The sequence below is a fragment of the Hymenobacter sediminis genome (assembly GCF_003231285.1).
Classification (GTDB): Bacteria; Bacteroidota; Bacteroidia; order Cytophagales; family Hymenobacteraceae; genus Hymenobacter; species Hymenobacter sediminis.
Window position 1 is genome coordinate 36,086 of the sequence record NZ_QKNS01000002.1, and the last position, 15,069, is coordinate 51,154.

Below are 15,069 nucleotides of genomic sequence, written 5' to 3' on the forward strand. Positions count from 1 at the left end.
AGAGGGCACCGGAACAACTTTCGCAACAAATAACGGATGATCAATATCAGGAGCTCTGCCTGACGCCGGTCATCGGGAGGCCGTGGGCCCGGTGGTAGTTTTGAGCTACTTTCCACTAGCTCCCGTGTCCATGCCCGGCACTTTGCCTTTCCCGACCGAAGAATCAGCCGCCACCGCCGTGCTGTTGGTGATGCTTCCTGCCGTCGCCCGGCAGGCAGAGCCCATCCCGGTCTTTTCCATTGCTGATCAGGCCCGTTTACAGCGCCAGCTGGGGCCGGCCGTGCAGGTGCTGCGCATCAATGCTACCGATTATGAGGCCGTGGTTCGCAGTTTTGAGCCGGTACAGCTGCCGGCTTGCGTACTGGTGCGGCAGGGCCTGGAGCTATGGCGCACCGAAGGCCTGCCTCGCCCCGACAACCTAGCGCCCCTTATCCTATCGAAGGTGCAGGTGGGGGTAGCATCTGGTAGCCAGTCATTCAGAACAACCGCCCTCCCCGGAGATTAAGAAAGCGGCGGCTGGCAACTGATGAAAGAACACCATGTTTCGGCGGCCGCCTCTACCTTGCGTTTTGAAAAAAGCCGCCCTGTCAGACTCGACAGGGCGGCTTTTTCGTTCAAGTAACTCGCTCAACCTACACCGTTACGCTTTCCTCAATGGCGTCGGCAATGCTGATTTCTTCCAGCGGAGGCACCGGAGCAAAGCGCGACTCGTGGAAGTTGGCTTCCGGGAAGCCGGGAGCCACCTCGGCGTTATGAATTTCGTGGAGGGTGATACCGTAGCCGCGGTGAGTATCATAGAGGCCGCGCACGGTATAAATGGGGCCGCGCTTGGGCGTCTGGATGTTGGGGTTCTGGACCAGCAGCAGGGTAAAGTCGTCGTTGGTGCAGATAACTTCCTGCCCAATGTGAAATAACGGCGGTTTCATAACGGCAAAGGTAAGACGAATGCGGCGGCCTTCGTACTGCGGTAGGGGGTAGGCGCGGGTTCTATTTTGAAGCAGAGGCCCCGCCTGACATCAAAACGGTATCGATGGAGTGAATAATCCCGTTTTCAGCCACAATATCATCGTTGATGATGGTGGCCACGGTGCCTTTGCTGTCTTTGAGCGTGATGCTGTTAGGCTGGCGTACCACAGTGAGGGTTTCGCCCTGTACCGTTTGCAGCTGCAGCCCATCGGTGAGGTTGGCCGCCAGGTAGCTGCCCGGTACTACGTGGTAGCCAATAAGCTGCACCAGCTGGCGCTTGTTGGCGGGGCGTAGCAGCTCATTGAGCTTGCCCGCGGGCAGCTTGTCGAATGCTGCGTTGTTGGGCGCAAACACGGTGTATTTGGTGGTGCCGCGGGCTGCCTCTTCGAGGCCGGCGGCCTTCACCGCTTTCATCAGGGTAGTGTGCTCCGTGGAAAGCTTCGACATGCCCAGCAAGTTGCCGTTGGCCGTTGCATTCACGGCATCACCGGTTTGGGCTGAGGCGGTGGTGGCACCCAGGCCCAGAGTAAGCAAACTGCTGAGCAGGAGGGAAAAGCCGATTTTATGACTCATAGTAGATTGCAAATGATTAAAAAATAGCTGTTTACGTTAGGTGGGAGGGCTGGTTTGGAAAAGCTGGCTGTTTCAGGTCGTGCTTGCCTTCTGCACTAAGGCACTTGGTGAGAAGCGGGACTTACAACAAGTTTCATGGGGTAGGGCTGCACCCAATGCGGCGCGGCGTTATCTTTACCCTGCATACGGTGATGGATTTCCACCGCGAACCGCCGGAGCCCCGCGCCCCGTGCTGATGATTCCTACTGAATCGGCCGCTGTTGTGGTGGCCGGTGAGCTTCATCGTATTGTTCGCCTCCTGCCATGCGCCCTCGTTTCGCTTATCTGCCTCAGTTGCCGGCCCGTCTTCGCCGCCATACCCCCGTTGCCCTGCTTTTCGTGCTACGCTGGCTGCTCTTGGGGGGCTTGGTGGGGGTAGCAGCCGGCTCGGCTTCGGCCTTGTTTCTGGTGGCGCTGGAGTGGGTTACTAACTGGCGCGAGCTGCATCCCTGGGCGCTGGCGCTGCTACCTGCAGCGGGTTTTCTGATTGGGCTCGCCTACCACTACTTTGGCAACCGGGTCGTGCGGGGCAACAACCTCATTCTCGACGAAATACACGCGCCTACCGCTACCATTCCGCTGCGAATGGTGCCGCTGGTGCTGGGCGGTACACTGCTTACCCATTTGTTTGGGGGTTCGGCAGGCCGGGAAGGCACGGCCGTGCAAATGGGCGGAGCCCTAGCCGACCAGCTCACCCAGTTGCTACACCTGCGCCCCCGCGACCGGCGCCTGCTCCTGATTGCGGGCATGAGCGCCGGTTTTGCTTCTGTATTTGGCACGCCGCTGGCCGGGGCGGTATTCGGGTTGGAAGTATTTCTGCTGGGCAGCATCCGCTACGACGCTGTGCTACCCGCCTTCCTGGCCGCCCTCAGCGCTGATTACGTGACGCGGGCCTGGGGGGTGGGGCACACGCACTACCCCCAGCTGGCGTCTCTACCCATCACGCCCGTGGGCTTAGGCTGTGCGCTGCTGGCGGCTATAGCGTTTGGATTGGTGGCTCGCAGCTTTGCTACCCTCACGCACTGGGTCAGCCAACAGTTTGCCCGCCTGAAATACCCGCCTCTGCGGCCAGTGGTAGGCGGAGTGCTGGTAGTGGCGGCCGTGTGGGCGCTGGGTACTACCCGCTACATTGGGTTGGGTGTACCGGTCATCCTAGAGTCTTTCCAGACTGCGTTGCCACCCCAGGATTTTCTGCTGAAGCTGATGCTTACCGCCCTGACGCTGGGCTGCGGTTTTAAAGGGGGCGAGGTGACGCCGCTGTTCTTTATTGGGGCGACGCTGGGGAGTGCGTTGGCTTTGGTGCTGCCGCTGCCGGTGGCACTGCTGGCGGCCATGGGGTTTGTGGGCGTGTTTGCCGGAGCCGCCAATACGCCCTTAGCCTGCCTTCTGATGGGGCTGGAACTGTTTGGCGTGCAGGCTGCCGGCTACCTGGCCTTAGCATGCGTAGTGGCTTACCTGTTCTCCGGGCACCAAGGCATCTACTCGGCGCAGGTTATCGGGCAGGCCAAGCACCTGCGCCTGGGTCGGCAGCAAGGCAAACGGTTGGGTGAGTTGTAAGGGGTAGGGGCTGAGAGGGTAATATGTATTAAGATGACTTTACACTCTTCGGATTGGGGGTATCATCCGCCTACCCATGCAGCGGGCTCAGGTCTCAAATAAACGTCAGCACGAAGCCAGCCCGTCGGACGCTTTCAGTGTCGGGCGGAGGTACTTACTCTTTCATTACCCGCTGGGTGCGGGTAATGCCTTTGCCGCGTAGCTGTACCAAGTAAATACCGGGCGGCAAGTGAGCCGTGTAGCGGTTCAGCTCGGCCTGCAGCAAGGACACAGAGCCCTGCAAATGCAGCATGGGCGGGCCTTGGGGCAGCGTAACTTCTAGGGTGAGTGGGCCGGTGCCGGCAGGTAGGGTAGGGAGGCGGTAAACCCGGCTGCCCGCAGCCGGAGCGGGATATACGAACAGCCGGGCGGCCTCATTCGCTGGCCTGATACCCGCAAAGTTCAGCCCGATCAGCACCGGGTCGTGGTCAGAGGAGCGGAAGGGACTGTTGGCATCAGTGGCCGCGCCCGCCACATCGTACTGCTGAAACAGAGGTTCGAAAGAGTTGATGTTCCATTTGTGCACGTCAATGAAGCCCGCCAGATTGGGTGTCACGATGCAGTGGTCGAGGGAGCCAGTCAGGCCTTTGAACACGTAGGAAGCACTGGTAGGCGGCGTAACGGCCACCAGTCCCGCCGCCCGCAGAATGTCAATGGGGTCTTCTTCGTAGTTGGCGTTATAGTCACCGAGGCAGAGCACGCGCCCGCTGCCGGCTGGTATCACCGTGCTGTTGATAAATTCCACCAGAGCCCGCGCCTGCTCCCGGCGCCGGTCGTTGGAGCCGCCCTGCCCGTCGTTCTGGTCGGCATTCGGGCCCGTACCGCTACCCTTAGATTTGAAGTGGTTGATAACCAGAGCTACCGTGTCGGGGCGGGGCTTGCGGCGGGTGATGAACAGCTGGGCCAGGGGCGGGCGCTCAAATACACCCTTTGCCTGAGCCACCAAGGCAGGCCCGAGCAATCGTACTTCGGCGGGTTTATAGAGAAAGGCGCAGTGAATCTGGTCGGTATTGTTGGGCTGTTGGGCTGCTCCGCCATCATCCACGAAGGCGTAGGTGCCGGCTCCCATGGCTTGGTTTAGCCCATTCACCAGATCCTGGATGGCCGAGGCAGGACCAGTACCGTCGTTTTCAATTTCCGTCAAGCCCACTACATCCGCATTCATGGCCCGGAGCGCCGCAATAATTTTGCTGCGCTGGCGGGCAAAGTCGGGGAGGGTTTTCGCGCCCCGGGTAGTTGGAAAGCCGCCGCCAATACCATTGCCGTTGAAATAATTCAGCACGTTGAAGCTGGCCAATTTTAAGTCCAGAGGCCCAAAAACCGGCATTCCCGGCCGCGTCACTTGCACAACCGGTGTCTCCGCCCCAGGCAAAGGCTGTATCCGCCATTGATTGAACCCGTAGCCCAGCACCCCACGCAGCCGCTCTATTTTGCTACCCACCCGTACGGTACGAAAGGCAGCATCAGTATAAGGAATAGGTTGGGGGTTGTTGGCCGAGCTGCCGTCGTCGAGCAGAATGGAACGGTCGAGGTTGGCAGCCTCATAGGCCTTGATGGCGGCCAGGTTGCTGGTGCCCGTACTGGCAGTCCCGGTGGCCGGATTGTCGTTGGGGTCAATGAACTGGGTAGGCTGGTATAGAATGCCGCCGGAAGTGAGGGTCAGCTCACCACGCTTTTGCAGGTTATATACATCCGTAACAACCAGCGGCCCCGAAAACTGAACCAGCATTCCTTCGTGCCGCTCCAGCGCCGCCGCCGAAAAAGTAGCGTTGGGCAGCATCGTAACAGCTGGCAAGGGGTTGCCAGAGGAAATCACAGTAACAGTAGGCTCCGTGAGAACTGCCTGCCCGAACGATGGAGCAGCCGCAGCCTCCAGCACCGTGCCCGTTACACGCACCATGTCGCCGGGCTTTACCGTGGGCGCTGCCTGCACCACAAATAAGGCGTCCGATGTGGCGGGGTTGGCGTCGGTAGCCCGGGTAGGCTCCTGCACGTAAAAACCGGCTGGGTTCAGCTTGTCATACACCCCCGTCACGACAGCCTCTATGGTGTATGTGCCAGCGGTAGCCGTTGGGCCACTGCCCTGAATCTGGCCAATATGGGTAACCGCAGCCACCTGAGGTGCCTGTTTAGGGGCGCACTCAGCGCTCGTGCTTCCGCCAGCTAACGCCAGCATCAGCACCAAAATACTTTTCATATGCAATAGGATAGATACCAGCCCCGCTCCAGATTCAGAGAAAAATAAAAGTACAATAATTTAAAATAATAATTACATGTATAACTCAACTCATGTAGCTTGATACATCATAAGATTGATAGTAAGGAGGCGCTTGAGAGGAGCGGTTTACATCAAATATATCTGCCTTTCTGAGCTTGAATTGCAGTTAGTCAACAGATTATAGAATTATTTTTCTCCTTTTTGTAGTAAATCCCGTATAGCCCCTCTGGCAGCCTAGCTGCTCACCTGAATCTGATTTACTAACCTAACCTGCTCCCTATGAAACTGACTTCCGTTTCCGCCTGGTCTGCTCGCTTGTCGGCTGCTGTCCTGTTTGCTGCCGGTGTTTCCCTGGCCTCTTGCTCAAGCACCAGCACCGATGCTCCGGCCGGTACCAGCACTGATGGCACCACCTCAGGTACTACTACCACCGGTTCTACCAGTGGTTCAACTACTACCGGTACTACCTCGGGTTCCACTACCTATGGTACTACTAGTGGCTCTACTACCACTGGCACCACCACAGGTACTACTACCGGTACCACCTCAGGCACTACTTCCGGTACTACCGGCACCACAGCGGGTAACACCACCGGTACTACCCGCTAATACAGCCAACCGCATGCACACGCAGGCCAGAATTTACGCTACGCGTAAGTTCTGGCCTGTTGCGTTAAATATCCAGCTTGAAAAACTCTCCCTTGTCTTTGAGTGAGGATTGTCGGATGACTAAGTCGCCGGTAATAACAAAGGTACGCGGCTGAAACAGCTCCTTTTCGCGCACTTGCTCCAGGAATAGGCGCGCCGCCTGTTGCCCAATGCGGTAGGGGTGAAGGTTTACCGTCGTTAGGCCCGGCTCAATCATGGAAGCCATAAACTCGTCGCCAAAACCAACCACGGCTACGTCCTCGGGTACGCGCAACCCCCGGGCTTTCAGGGCCACCAGCAGGTCAAACGCATTGGTGTAGTTAATAGCAAAGATGGCGTCGGGCGGATGGGGTAGGGCCATCCAGGTATCCAGGGCGGCTACCGCCTGCTCCGGCTTGAAGTTGATGTGAATGCGCAGCTCGTCGCGCACGGGCAGGCCGTATTTCTGCAGCGCACTCACGTAACCCGCCAGGCGGTTGCGACTGATTAGCAGGCTCTCCGGCCCGGCCAGAATGGCAATACGCCGAGCTCCCTGCTGAATCAGGTGCTCCGTCACGCTAAACGCCCCGTTCCAGTCGTCGAGGATTACCTTGGCTGTATCTACCTCGTTGCACACCCTGTCGAAGTGTACAATGGGGATACCTCGGCTGGCCGGCTGCTTTACATGGTCGAAGTTCTCGGTCTCACGGGAGTGACAGATCAGCAACCCATCTACCCGACTGGCAATAAGTGCCTGCACGTTGCTCACCTCCATATCGTAGGATTCCTTCGACTGGCAGATCATCACGCGGTAGCCCGCCTCCGCCACCACCTGCTGAATCCCGCTGACGGCCGTAGCAAAGAACGGCCGCTCAATGTCCGGAATAACCACCCCAATGGTTTTGGTTTCGCTGCTTTTTAAGCTTTGGGCCAGTAGATTGGGCTGGTAGTCGAGTTGGCGGGCTACTTCCAGAATGGCCTGCCGGGTGTTGGCATTAATATCGGAGTGGCCGTTGAGCGCGCGCGATACCGTGGAGGGAGCCACGCCTAACTCCTTGGCTACGTCGCTGATAGTGGTTTGGCGCCTCTTCTTTTCGGGTAGGGGTAGGGCCTTCTCATCGGTGAAGTGGTAATTACAAGCTTTGCAATGATACCGCTGCCGCCCCCGAATGAAGCCAGCGCGCATTACCGCGTCCGCCGACCGGCACTTGGTGCATTTAATCATGGGTGGAATTGAATTATTTCAAAGGTGGGCAGATGATTCGAAAAGTCAAGGCTGAAGCCGTATTTTTTAATTTAGGTATAATCTACAGAAATATTTTTACTAGATAGGTAGTTGTTGCGACCTATCGAAAACGTTTTCGAAAACGTTTTCGATATTTTTATTTAGAAATCAGGGATTTAAGGGGGATTTTAGGTTGCTAATCCATTGGATACTTCTTCTATCTTCGGTAGTAAGTACTCCCTAACTGTCGTGTTGGCCGAAATTTAAGCCGATCGAGCTGTAAGTGTACTTTCAAATCAAGAATTGTACTTTTTGATTACAAGAATACGCTTTCTATGCAGCATACCATGCGCTGGTTTGGGCCTCAGGACCCAGTTTCTCTTTTTGCTCTGCGGCAGGCGGGCTGCACGGGTGTTGTAACGGCCCTGCACCACCTCCCCGTTGGTTCAGTGTGGACTCAGGAAGACATTCGGGCCCGTCAGCAGCTAGTCGAGGCAGATAACAGCCAGTATGCGCCCTTGCACTGGGTAGTAGTAGAAAGTCTGCCTGTACACGAGGATATCAAGAAAGGTCGCCCAGCCCGCGCTGAGTACATCCGTAACTATAAGGAGAGCCTGCGTAACCTAGCGGCCTGCGGCATCCAGACGGTATGCTACAATTTTATGCCGGTGCTGGATTGGTCGCGCACTAACCTCAACTACGAGATGCCCGACGGCTCACGGGCTCTGCGGTTCGTGTGGGAAGACTTCGCCTTGTTCGACCTCTGCATTCTGCGCCGCCCGGGCGCTGAAGCTGATTATGAGGAAGAAGTAGCTATTGCAGCGCGCGCGAAGTTTGCTACCCTCACGCCGGAGGAAATAGCTACCCTTACCAACGTGGTGCTACTGGGCCTGCCCGGCTCCGAAGAAGCCTTCGAGTTGGAGGGTTTTCAAGGGCTGCTGGATGAGTACGCCGCCATTGATGCCAATACCCTGCGCGAAAACCTGTATTACTTTCTGCGGGAGGTAGGGCCAGTGGCCGAGGAGGTAGGCATCAACCTGTGCATTCACCCCGATGATCCACCCTTCCCGCTGCTGGGCCTACCCCGGGTAGTAAGCACCGAAGCCGACCTACTGGGCCTGCTGCAAGCCTACGACTCGCCGGCCAATGGCCTTACTTTCTGCACTGGTTCCCTGGGCGTGCGGCCCGATAACGATCTGCCCGGTATCGTGCGGCGCCTGGGAAACCGCATTCATTTCGTGCACTTGCGCGCCACCAAGCGCGAAGAAAACCCGCGTAACTTCCACGAGGCCGACCACTTGGAAGGCGATGTGGACATGTATGCTGTGGTACGGGAACTGGTGCGCGAAGAGCGGCGCCGGGCCCGCACCGGCGAGGGCAACCCCAGCCTGCCCATGCGCCCCGACCACGGTCACCAGATGCTCGACGACCTAGAAAAGCGCACTTATCCTGGCTACTCTGCCATCGGCCGCCTGCGCGGACTGGCTGAGCTGCGGGGGTTGGAGCTTGGTATTCGCCGCAACCTAGAAGCCACCGAAGAAAACACTTCTGCTCAACTATCCGACGAGGCCCACGCCACCCGCTTCGTCTAGCTGCTCTCACCCGACCCTTCCATCCCACCCGCTCCCACCTATGCTACCCCGTCTTTTCCTGCTACTCGCGTTGTTCTGCCTAGGCGCACCTTTATTAGGGCGTGCCGATGACGGTTACCGCTTGTGGCTGAAGTACGACAAACTGCCCGAAACTGGCTTGCGTAAGGCCTGGGAGGCACAGGCGCGGGGTATCGTAGTAGAAAACAATGCAACTCCCACCCTGCAAACTGCTGCCCATGAACTGCAATTCGGGCTGCAAGGCTTGCTGGGACGCCCGGTGCCGATAGGGGCGGTGCCGGGCGGCAAGGGCCGCATTCGATTGCGGGTAGCCGCCGACCCTACGCTGGGCACGGAAGGCTACCGCATCACGAGCCAGAAAAACGGGCTGGAAATTACGGGCCCAACCGATGCGGCTGTGCTCTATGGCTGCTTTGCCCTGCTCCGCCAGGTGCAGACCGGCCAGATGCCTGAAAAGCTGAATCTCAGCAGCCAACCCCGCATTCAATACCGCCTGCTCAACCACTGGGACAACCCCAACGGCACCGTGGAGCGTGGTTATGCCGGCTCTTCTATCTGGAAATGGCTGGAACTGCCCGACCGCCTCGACCCACGCTACCAGGACTACGCTCGTGCCAATGCTTCCATCGGTATCAATGGGGTAGTACTTAATAACGTAAACGCCAGCGCCCGCTACCTCACAGCCGAGTACCTGCAGAAGGTAGCCGCTCTGGCCGGCGTGATGCGTCCCTATGGTATCCGGGTGTACCTTTCGGTGTTCTGGGCCGCACCCAAAGTAATTGGGGGGCTACCCACTTCCGACCCGCTCGACCCCAAGGTGCAGCAGTGGTGGAAAGCCAAAACCGACGAAATCTACAAGACGATTCCCGACTTCGGGGGCTTTCTGGTGAAGGCCAACTCCGAAGGCGAGCCTGGCCCCCAGGACTACGGCCGTAACCACGCCGATGGTGCTAATATGCTAGCCACGGCCTTGGGCTCGCATGATGGGGTAGTAATGTGGCGCGCTTTCGTGTACAAAGCCAACTCCAAGGGCGACCGGTTTAAGGAAGCCTTCGAGGAGTTTCAGCCCCTCGATGGCAAGTTCAACCCCAAGGTGCTGGTGCAGGTGAAAAACGGCCCGATTGACTTCCAATCCCGGGAGCCGTTCCATCCGCTGTTTGGCGCTATGCCGCGCACCCCGCTGGTGCTGGAGGTGCAGCTAACCCAGGAATATCTGGGCTTTGCTACCCATCTCGTGTACCTGGGTCCGCTCATTAAAGAGTGCCTCGAAGCCGATACGCACGCCCAGGGCCCTGGCTCTACGGTTGCCAAAGTGGTGGATGGCTCTTTGGAAAAGCACAGTCTCAGCGGCATTGCAGGGGTAGCAAATATCGGCTCTGACCGTAACTGGACGGGCCACCCTGTAGGCCAAGCTAACTGGTACGCCTACGGCCGCCTAGCCTGGGACCACACGCTTAGCTCGGCTTCCGTAGCTGATGAATGGACCAAGATGACCGTAACGCGCGAGCCCAAAGCCGTAGCCAACGTAACCCAGGTCCTCAATCAATCGCGCGACATTTACGTGCGCTACACCACGCCGCTGGGCCTGCACCACATCATGGGCCAGAGCATTCATTATGGTCCCGAGCCTTGGCTGGAGAAAAGCGCCCGCCCCGACTGGACCTCCGTGTACTACCATAAGGCTGATGCTGAAGGCCTCGGCTTCAACCGGACTGCCAGCGGCTCCAACGCCCTAAGCCTATATGCTCCCGGCGCCCGCCAAGTGTGGAGCAACCCCGCCACCTGCCCACCCGACTACCTGCTTTGGTTCCACCATGTGGGCTGGGGGCAGCAGCTCAGCACCGGCCGCACCCTTTGGGATGAGCTGACTACCCGCTACTACACCGGCGCCGACTCAGTGCTTTGGATGCAACAGCAGTGGGAGCAGGCCAAGCCTGCCATGGACCCTGAGCTGCACGCCGATGTGGCTGCTCGCCTGCGCATTCAGCACCGCGAGGCGCTGTGGTGGCGCGATGCCTGCGTGCTCTACTTCCAGACCTACGCCAAGCGGCCCCTACCACCTAGCCTTCCGGCGCCTACCCGTCCGCTAGCCGAAATCAAGGAGCTGGTTGACATCTACCAACTACGCTAATCACATACAGCACAGTATTATTCTTTCTCGCATGGCACACATCGAGTCCTTTGTTTCTCCGCATACCCAGTCGAATGGGCAGCACCAGCCAAGTACCTTCTCTCTGGAAGGCAAGCTGGCCCTCGTGACGGGTGGCGGTACCGGTATCGGGCTGGAAATTGCCCGTTGCATGGCTACAGCCGGCGCTACCGTCATCATCACGGGGCGCCGCGAGTCTGTGCTTCAGGAAGCCGTGGCCGACCTGGGCCCCTCGGTGCACTACCTCACCAACGACGTGTGCGCCCTCGATACCCTGGAAGACCTGGTGGAGCAGATCGAAACCACCCATGGCCCACTGGATATCCTGGTGAACAACGCCGGCATCAACATGAAAAAGCCGGCTCTGGAGGTGACGGATGAAGAATTCAGCCGCATCATTCATACCAACTTGAACGCCGTGTTTGCCCTGACCCGGGTGTGTGCCCGCCGCATGGTGGAGCGCAAAAGCGGCGTTATTCTGATGATTTCCTCCATGGCTGCCTACTACGGCATCGATAGGGTAGTGGCCTACGCCGCTTCCAAATCGGCCGTCGAGGGCATGGTGAAGGTGTTGGCCTCGGAATTCTCCAAGCATAATGTGCGCGTGAATGCCATTGCCCCCGGCTTCATTGAAACCGAGATGAGCCGTACCGCCATGAACTCCGACCCTGACCGCCGTGACCGGGCCATGCGCCGCACGCCCATGGGTAAGTTTGGCCAGCCTTCCGATATCGGCCATGCGGCCGTGTTTTTGGCCTCTGAAGGGGCCCGCTACATCACCGGTGCTTCCCTCCCCGTGGATGGCGGCAATTCCATTGGCTTTTAACTTCTGCTCCGGCGGATAACCTGCATCATCCCACACTTTTAAAGTTCCCACACTCCATGCAATCAACTATACGAAAATCGGCTCTTGGGCTGGGTTGGCCGCTGATGCTTGCTGCTGGCCTGCCGCTGACTGGTGCGCTGCTAGCCCCTACACAAGTACAAGCGCAAGCTGCCCGCACTATTACCGGCCGCGTTACGGACCAGGCTACCGGCGAGGGTATCCCAGGCGTGACGGTGCTGGTGAAAGGCACCTCCGCAGGTGCGTCTACTGGTACTGACGGCTCGTTCTCAGTGCAGGCGCCGGCCGATGGCAACACCTTAGTATTCTCGGCAATCGGTTACGTATCGGTGGAGCGTCCCATCGGCTCCAACACAACTTTCAACGTAACCCTTTCCACGGATGCTAAGGCCCTGAACGAGGTAGTGGTTGTTGGTTATGGTGTTCAGAAGAAAAGCCAGGTAACCGGCGCTATTTCTTCGGTGGATGAGCAGAGCCTGCGCGACGTACCCGTGGCCAACATCGGCCAGGCCCTGCAGGGCCGTGCCGCTGGCGTAAACATTTCCAGCGCCAGTTCGGCCCCTGGCCAGAACCCGGTTATCCGTATTCGTGGTAACCGCTCGTTTGCTGGTAGCAACGACCCGCTGCTAGTAGTGGACGGTGTACCGTACGATGGTAGCCTCAACGACTTGAGCCCCGATGACATCACCTCTCTGGAAGTTCTGAAAGATGCTTCTTCTACTGCTATTTACGGTGCGCGGGGTGCCAACGGTGTTATCCTGATTACTACCAAGCGTGGCAAGAACGGTGCTCCGCGGGCTACTTACAACGCTTACTACGGTACCAAAAGAGCTTACGGCCTTTACGACCTGCAGAACGGGCAGGAGTACTACAACTACCGCGCTGAAGCGTACCGCGCCGCCGGCCTGGACCCCAATACTGCCGCCGGCTTCCTGACCGATGACGAGAAGGCCAACTATGCTGCCGGCCGCGACTTTGATTACCAGGATCTTCTGTTTCAGAACGGCCGCATTCAGAACCACGCCCTGGGACTGAGCGGAGGCACGGAGCAGACGCAATACTCAGCTTCCTTAGGCTACTACGACGAAACTGGCATCGTGCCAGTGCAGCGGATTCAGCGCTACTCGCTTCGTGGTACGCTGGACCAGCAGGTGGGCAAGCGGGTGAAAGTAGGCCTGAACACGCTCAATAGCTTCACACAGCAAGACGATCCAGGTCTGAACAATATGTACAACATATTGACCCTGAGCCCTCTGGCTTCGCCTTACAACCCCGACGGTACGCTCCGGCTCTATCCCAACGATGATCAGGCGTCGGCTAACCCGCTGACAAACTATGCCGAAGACGCTCGCCTAGATCGTCGTCGGCGTATTCGTACCTTCAACAGCCTCTACGGCCAAGTCAACCTGTTGAAAGGGTTGGATTACCGCCTGAACCTGGGCCTGGACGGCCGTGCCGAGTTCAGCGAAGGATTCAGCGCTACCAACACGGCCAACCGTGGCACACAAACCAGCGCTGGCTCGCGCAATACCAACGTTGCCTTCAACCTGCTGGTTGAGAATCTCTTGACGTACAACCGCACGTTTGCAGAAAAGCACGACGTGAACTTTACCGGCCTCTACAGCTGGCAGCAGTTCCGTACCGACGGCTTCGGAGCCGGCGCGCAAAACCTGCTCGCTAACTACCAGCTGGCCTCTAACCTGGGTACGGGCACGCCTACTTCGCCCAGCAGCAATGAAAGCCAGTGGGACATTATTTCCTACATGGGCCGCCTGAACTACGCTTACGACAACCGTTACTCGGTGACGGGTACGGTACGCGTAGATGGTTCGTCGCGTCTGTCAAGCAACATTTACCGGGCCTTCCCATCATTGGCAGTAGCGTGGAACCTCTCTAACGAGCAGTTCCTGCAAGGACAAGCTTGGATAAGCAACCTGAAGCTGCGGGCTAGCTACGGCCGCACCGGAAGCACAGCCGTGAACCCGTATCAAACACTGGGGTCACTGCAAACTGGCCTCGGCAACGGCTATTACAACTTCGGCCCTACCGGGGTGGTAGGCGTACGTCCGGCCAGCATCCGGAACAGCAACCTCGGTTGGGAATACACTGCAACCACCAACTTCGGACTTGACTTCGGATTCTTTAACAACCGGTTGACGGGTTCGGTAGAAGTGTACCAGCAGCGCACCAACGACCTGCTGCTGCCCGACGCACTACCCACAACCAGCGGTTACGGTTCTTTTACGCGCAATATTGGCAAAACCCAGAACCGTGGTATTGAAGTGGGTCTGACGACGGTGAATATTCGCACGGAAAGTGGCTTCGAATGGGCTTCTGACTGGAACTTCACCGTGAACCGCGAGAAGGTACTTGACCTAGGCCTAGGTAAGGATGAAAACGGCAATGAGCGTAGCGACATCAGCAACCAACGCTTTATTGGGCAGCCACTTTATGTCTTCTACGATTATAAATACGATGGCATCTGGCAGCCCAATGAGGAGGCAGCCGCTATTAAGGCCGGTACCCGCGTAGGGCAGGTTAAGATTCAGGACCTCAATGGCAACGGCGTAGTAGATGCCGGCGATCGGCAAATCATTGGGTCGCGTCAGCCGAAGTTTGAGGCTGGTACCACTCAGCGCTTCCGCTTCAAGGGGTTTGACTTAAATATCGTGGCCCTGAGCCGGGTAGGAGCTACCATCGTTGATCCGGTGCTGTACCCACCTTCCTACTTTACTACCTATGGTGGCCGCCGCAACCAGGTGAACCTGCCATACTGGACGCCTTCTGCCCCGAACAACCGCTTCCCGCAGCCTAACCGCAACTACTTCAACGACTTTGTGCCCAACGCCCAGACGCTGGCTTACCTCGATGGAACATTCATCAAGGTTCGGAGCATTGACTTAGGCTACTCACTGCCTAAAGGCCTCATTGAGAAGGCAAGAATGAGCACGGCCCGCATCTATGTGCAGGTGCAGAACCCCCTGATCTGGTCGAAGGAAGAGTACTTCCGGAAAAACAAAGCTATCGACCCGGACGCGCTGTCTTACTCTACGCGCTTCAGCGGCAGCACCTCAGTCAATGGGGGCATAGCTTTCGCCGAGGGCGACCTGAACAGCAGTGTAAACAACGGCTTGGCTGGTCGGGGCGTGAACTATCCCGCAACCCGGGCCTTCATCGTAGGCCTGAACGTCGGCTTCTAATTCCCTTCTCAACTCTTTTCTC

11 protein-coding genes and 1 riboswitch are annotated in these 15,069 nt (G+C 58.0%); of the genes, 7 read left to right on the plus strand and 4 right to left on the minus strand.

Annotation, left to right across the window (positions count from 1 at the left end; all coding sequences use genetic code 11):
- Positions 1–130: 130 nt before the first annotated feature.
- Entirely contained in the window at positions 131–505 is a 375-nt protein-coding gene (locus DNI29_RS06810; protein WP_110977354.1) for a hypothetical protein, read from the plus strand.
- 127 nt (positions 506–632) lie between these two features.
- Here DNI29_RS06810 and DNI29_RS06815 read toward each other — a convergent pair whose 3' ends face one another.
- Together DNI29_RS06815 and DNI29_RS06820 are read right to left on the minus strand one after the other, a co-directional pair.
- A complete protein-coding gene (locus DNI29_RS06815) occupies positions 633–926 on the minus strand; it encodes a hypothetical protein (protein ID WP_110977355.1) in 294 nt (97 codons plus the stop codon).
- A gap of 61 nt (positions 927–987) precedes the next feature.
- Positions 988–1,539, minus strand: a complete 552-nt coding sequence (locus DNI29_RS06820) for a fasciclin domain-containing protein (RefSeq protein ID WP_110977356.1) — start codon at positions 1,537–1,539, stop codon at positions 988–990.
- 178 nt (positions 1,540–1,717) lie between these two features.
- Positions 1,718–1,791: riboswitch (Fluoride riboswitch) on the plus strand.
- 51 nt (positions 1,792–1,842) lie between these two features.
- On the opposite strand from DNI29_RS06820, the gene DNI29_RS06825 reads away from it, so the two are divergent.
- Positions 1,843–3,135: a chloride channel protein gene (locus tag DNI29_RS06825; RefSeq protein WP_110977357.1), complete on the plus strand. Its 1,293-nt coding sequence runs from the start codon at positions 1,843–1,845 to the stop codon at positions 3,133–3,135.
- A 154-nt stretch (positions 3,136–3,289) separates the two neighbouring features.
- Here DNI29_RS06825 and DNI29_RS06830 read toward each other — a convergent pair whose 3' ends face one another.
- Entirely contained in the window at positions 3,290–5,371 is a 2,082-nt protein-coding gene (locus tag DNI29_RS06830; protein WP_110977358.1) for an ExeM/NucH family extracellular endonuclease, read from the minus strand.
- A 300-nt stretch (positions 5,372–5,671) separates the two neighbouring features.
- Between DNI29_RS06830 and DNI29_RS06835 the strand changes: the two genes are divergently transcribed.
- Positions 5,672–6,001: a hypothetical protein gene (locus tag DNI29_RS06835; protein WP_202910387.1), complete on the plus strand. Its 330-nt coding sequence runs from the start codon at positions 5,672–5,674 to the stop codon at positions 5,999–6,001.
- 64 nt (positions 6,002–6,065) lie between these two features.
- Here the strand turns inward: DNI29_RS06835 and DNI29_RS06840 are convergent, their stop codons facing one another.
- Positions 6,066–7,244 carry a LacI family DNA-binding transcriptional regulator gene (locus DNI29_RS06840; protein WP_110977359.1) on the minus strand — a complete coding sequence of 393 codons (1,179 nt, stop codon included), beginning with the start codon at positions 7,242–7,244 and terminating at the stop codon, positions 6,066–6,068.
- 335 nt (positions 7,245–7,579) lie between these two features.
- On the opposite strand from DNI29_RS06840, the gene uxuA reads away from it, so the two are divergent.
- The 4 genes from uxuA to DNI29_RS06860 are packed head-to-tail and all read left to right on the plus strand — an operon-like array spanning position 7,580 to position 15,047.
- A complete protein-coding gene (uxuA, locus tag DNI29_RS06845; protein WP_238388034.1) occupies positions 7,580–8,836 on the plus strand; it encodes a mannonate dehydratase in 1,257 nt (418 codons plus the stop codon).
- 40 nt (positions 8,837–8,876) lie between these two features.
- Complete coding sequence (locus DNI29_RS06850) at positions 8,877–10,985, plus strand: alpha-glucuronidase family glycosyl hydrolase (RefSeq protein ID WP_110977360.1); 2,109 nt, start codon at positions 8,877–8,879, stop codon at positions 10,983–10,985.
- Between the two features lie 31 nt (positions 10,986–11,016).
- Positions 11,017–11,829, plus strand: coding sequence for an SDR family NAD(P)-dependent oxidoreductase (locus DNI29_RS06855; protein WP_110977361.1), 813 nt, complete (start codon positions 11,017–11,019; stop codon positions 11,827–11,829).
- A gap of 56 nt (positions 11,830–11,885) precedes the next feature.
- Positions 11,886–15,047, plus strand: coding sequence for a SusC/RagA family TonB-linked outer membrane protein (locus DNI29_RS06860; RefSeq protein WP_110977362.1), 3,162 nt, complete (start codon positions 11,886–11,888; stop codon positions 15,045–15,047).
- Positions 15,048–15,069 lie beyond the last annotated feature (22 nt).

Coding starts and splice junctions, on each gene's coding strand:
- DNI29_RS06810 (WP_110977354.1), top strand. CDS start 131: ATGCCCGGCACTTTGCCTTTCCCGACCGAAGAATCAGCCGCCACCGCC.
- DNI29_RS06815 (WP_110977355.1), bottom strand. CDS start 926: ATGAAACCGCCGTTATTTCACATTGGGCAGGAAGTTATCTGCACCAAC.
- DNI29_RS06820 (WP_110977356.1), bottom strand. CDS start 1,539: ATGAGTCATAAAATCGGCTTTTCCCTCCTGCTCAGCAGTTTGCTTACT.
- DNI29_RS06825 (WP_110977357.1), top strand. CDS start 1,843: ATGCGCCCTCGTTTCGCTTATCTGCCTCAGTTGCCGGCCCGTCTTCGC.
- DNI29_RS06830 (WP_110977358.1), bottom strand. CDS start 5,371: ATGAAAAGTATTTTGGTGCTGATGCTGGCGTTAGCTGGCGGAAGCACG.
- DNI29_RS06835 (WP_202910387.1), top strand. CDS start 5,672: ATGAAACTGACTTCCGTTTCCGCCTGGTCTGCTCGCTTGTCGGCTGCT.
- DNI29_RS06840 (WP_110977359.1), bottom strand. CDS start 7,244: ATGATTAAATGCACCAAGTGCCGGTCGGCGGACGCGGTAATGCGCGCT.
- uxuA (WP_238388034.1), top strand. CDS start 7,580: ATGCAGCATACCATGCGCTGGTTTGGGCCTCAGGACCCAGTTTCTCTT.
- DNI29_RS06850 (WP_110977360.1), top strand. CDS start 8,877: ATGCTACCCCGTCTTTTCCTGCTACTCGCGTTGTTCTGCCTAGGCGCA.
- DNI29_RS06855 (WP_110977361.1), top strand. CDS start 11,017: ATGGCACACATCGAGTCCTTTGTTTCTCCGCATACCCAGTCGAATGGG.
- DNI29_RS06860 (WP_110977362.1), top strand. CDS start 11,886: ATGCAATCAACTATACGAAAATCGGCTCTTGGGCTGGGTTGGCCGCTG.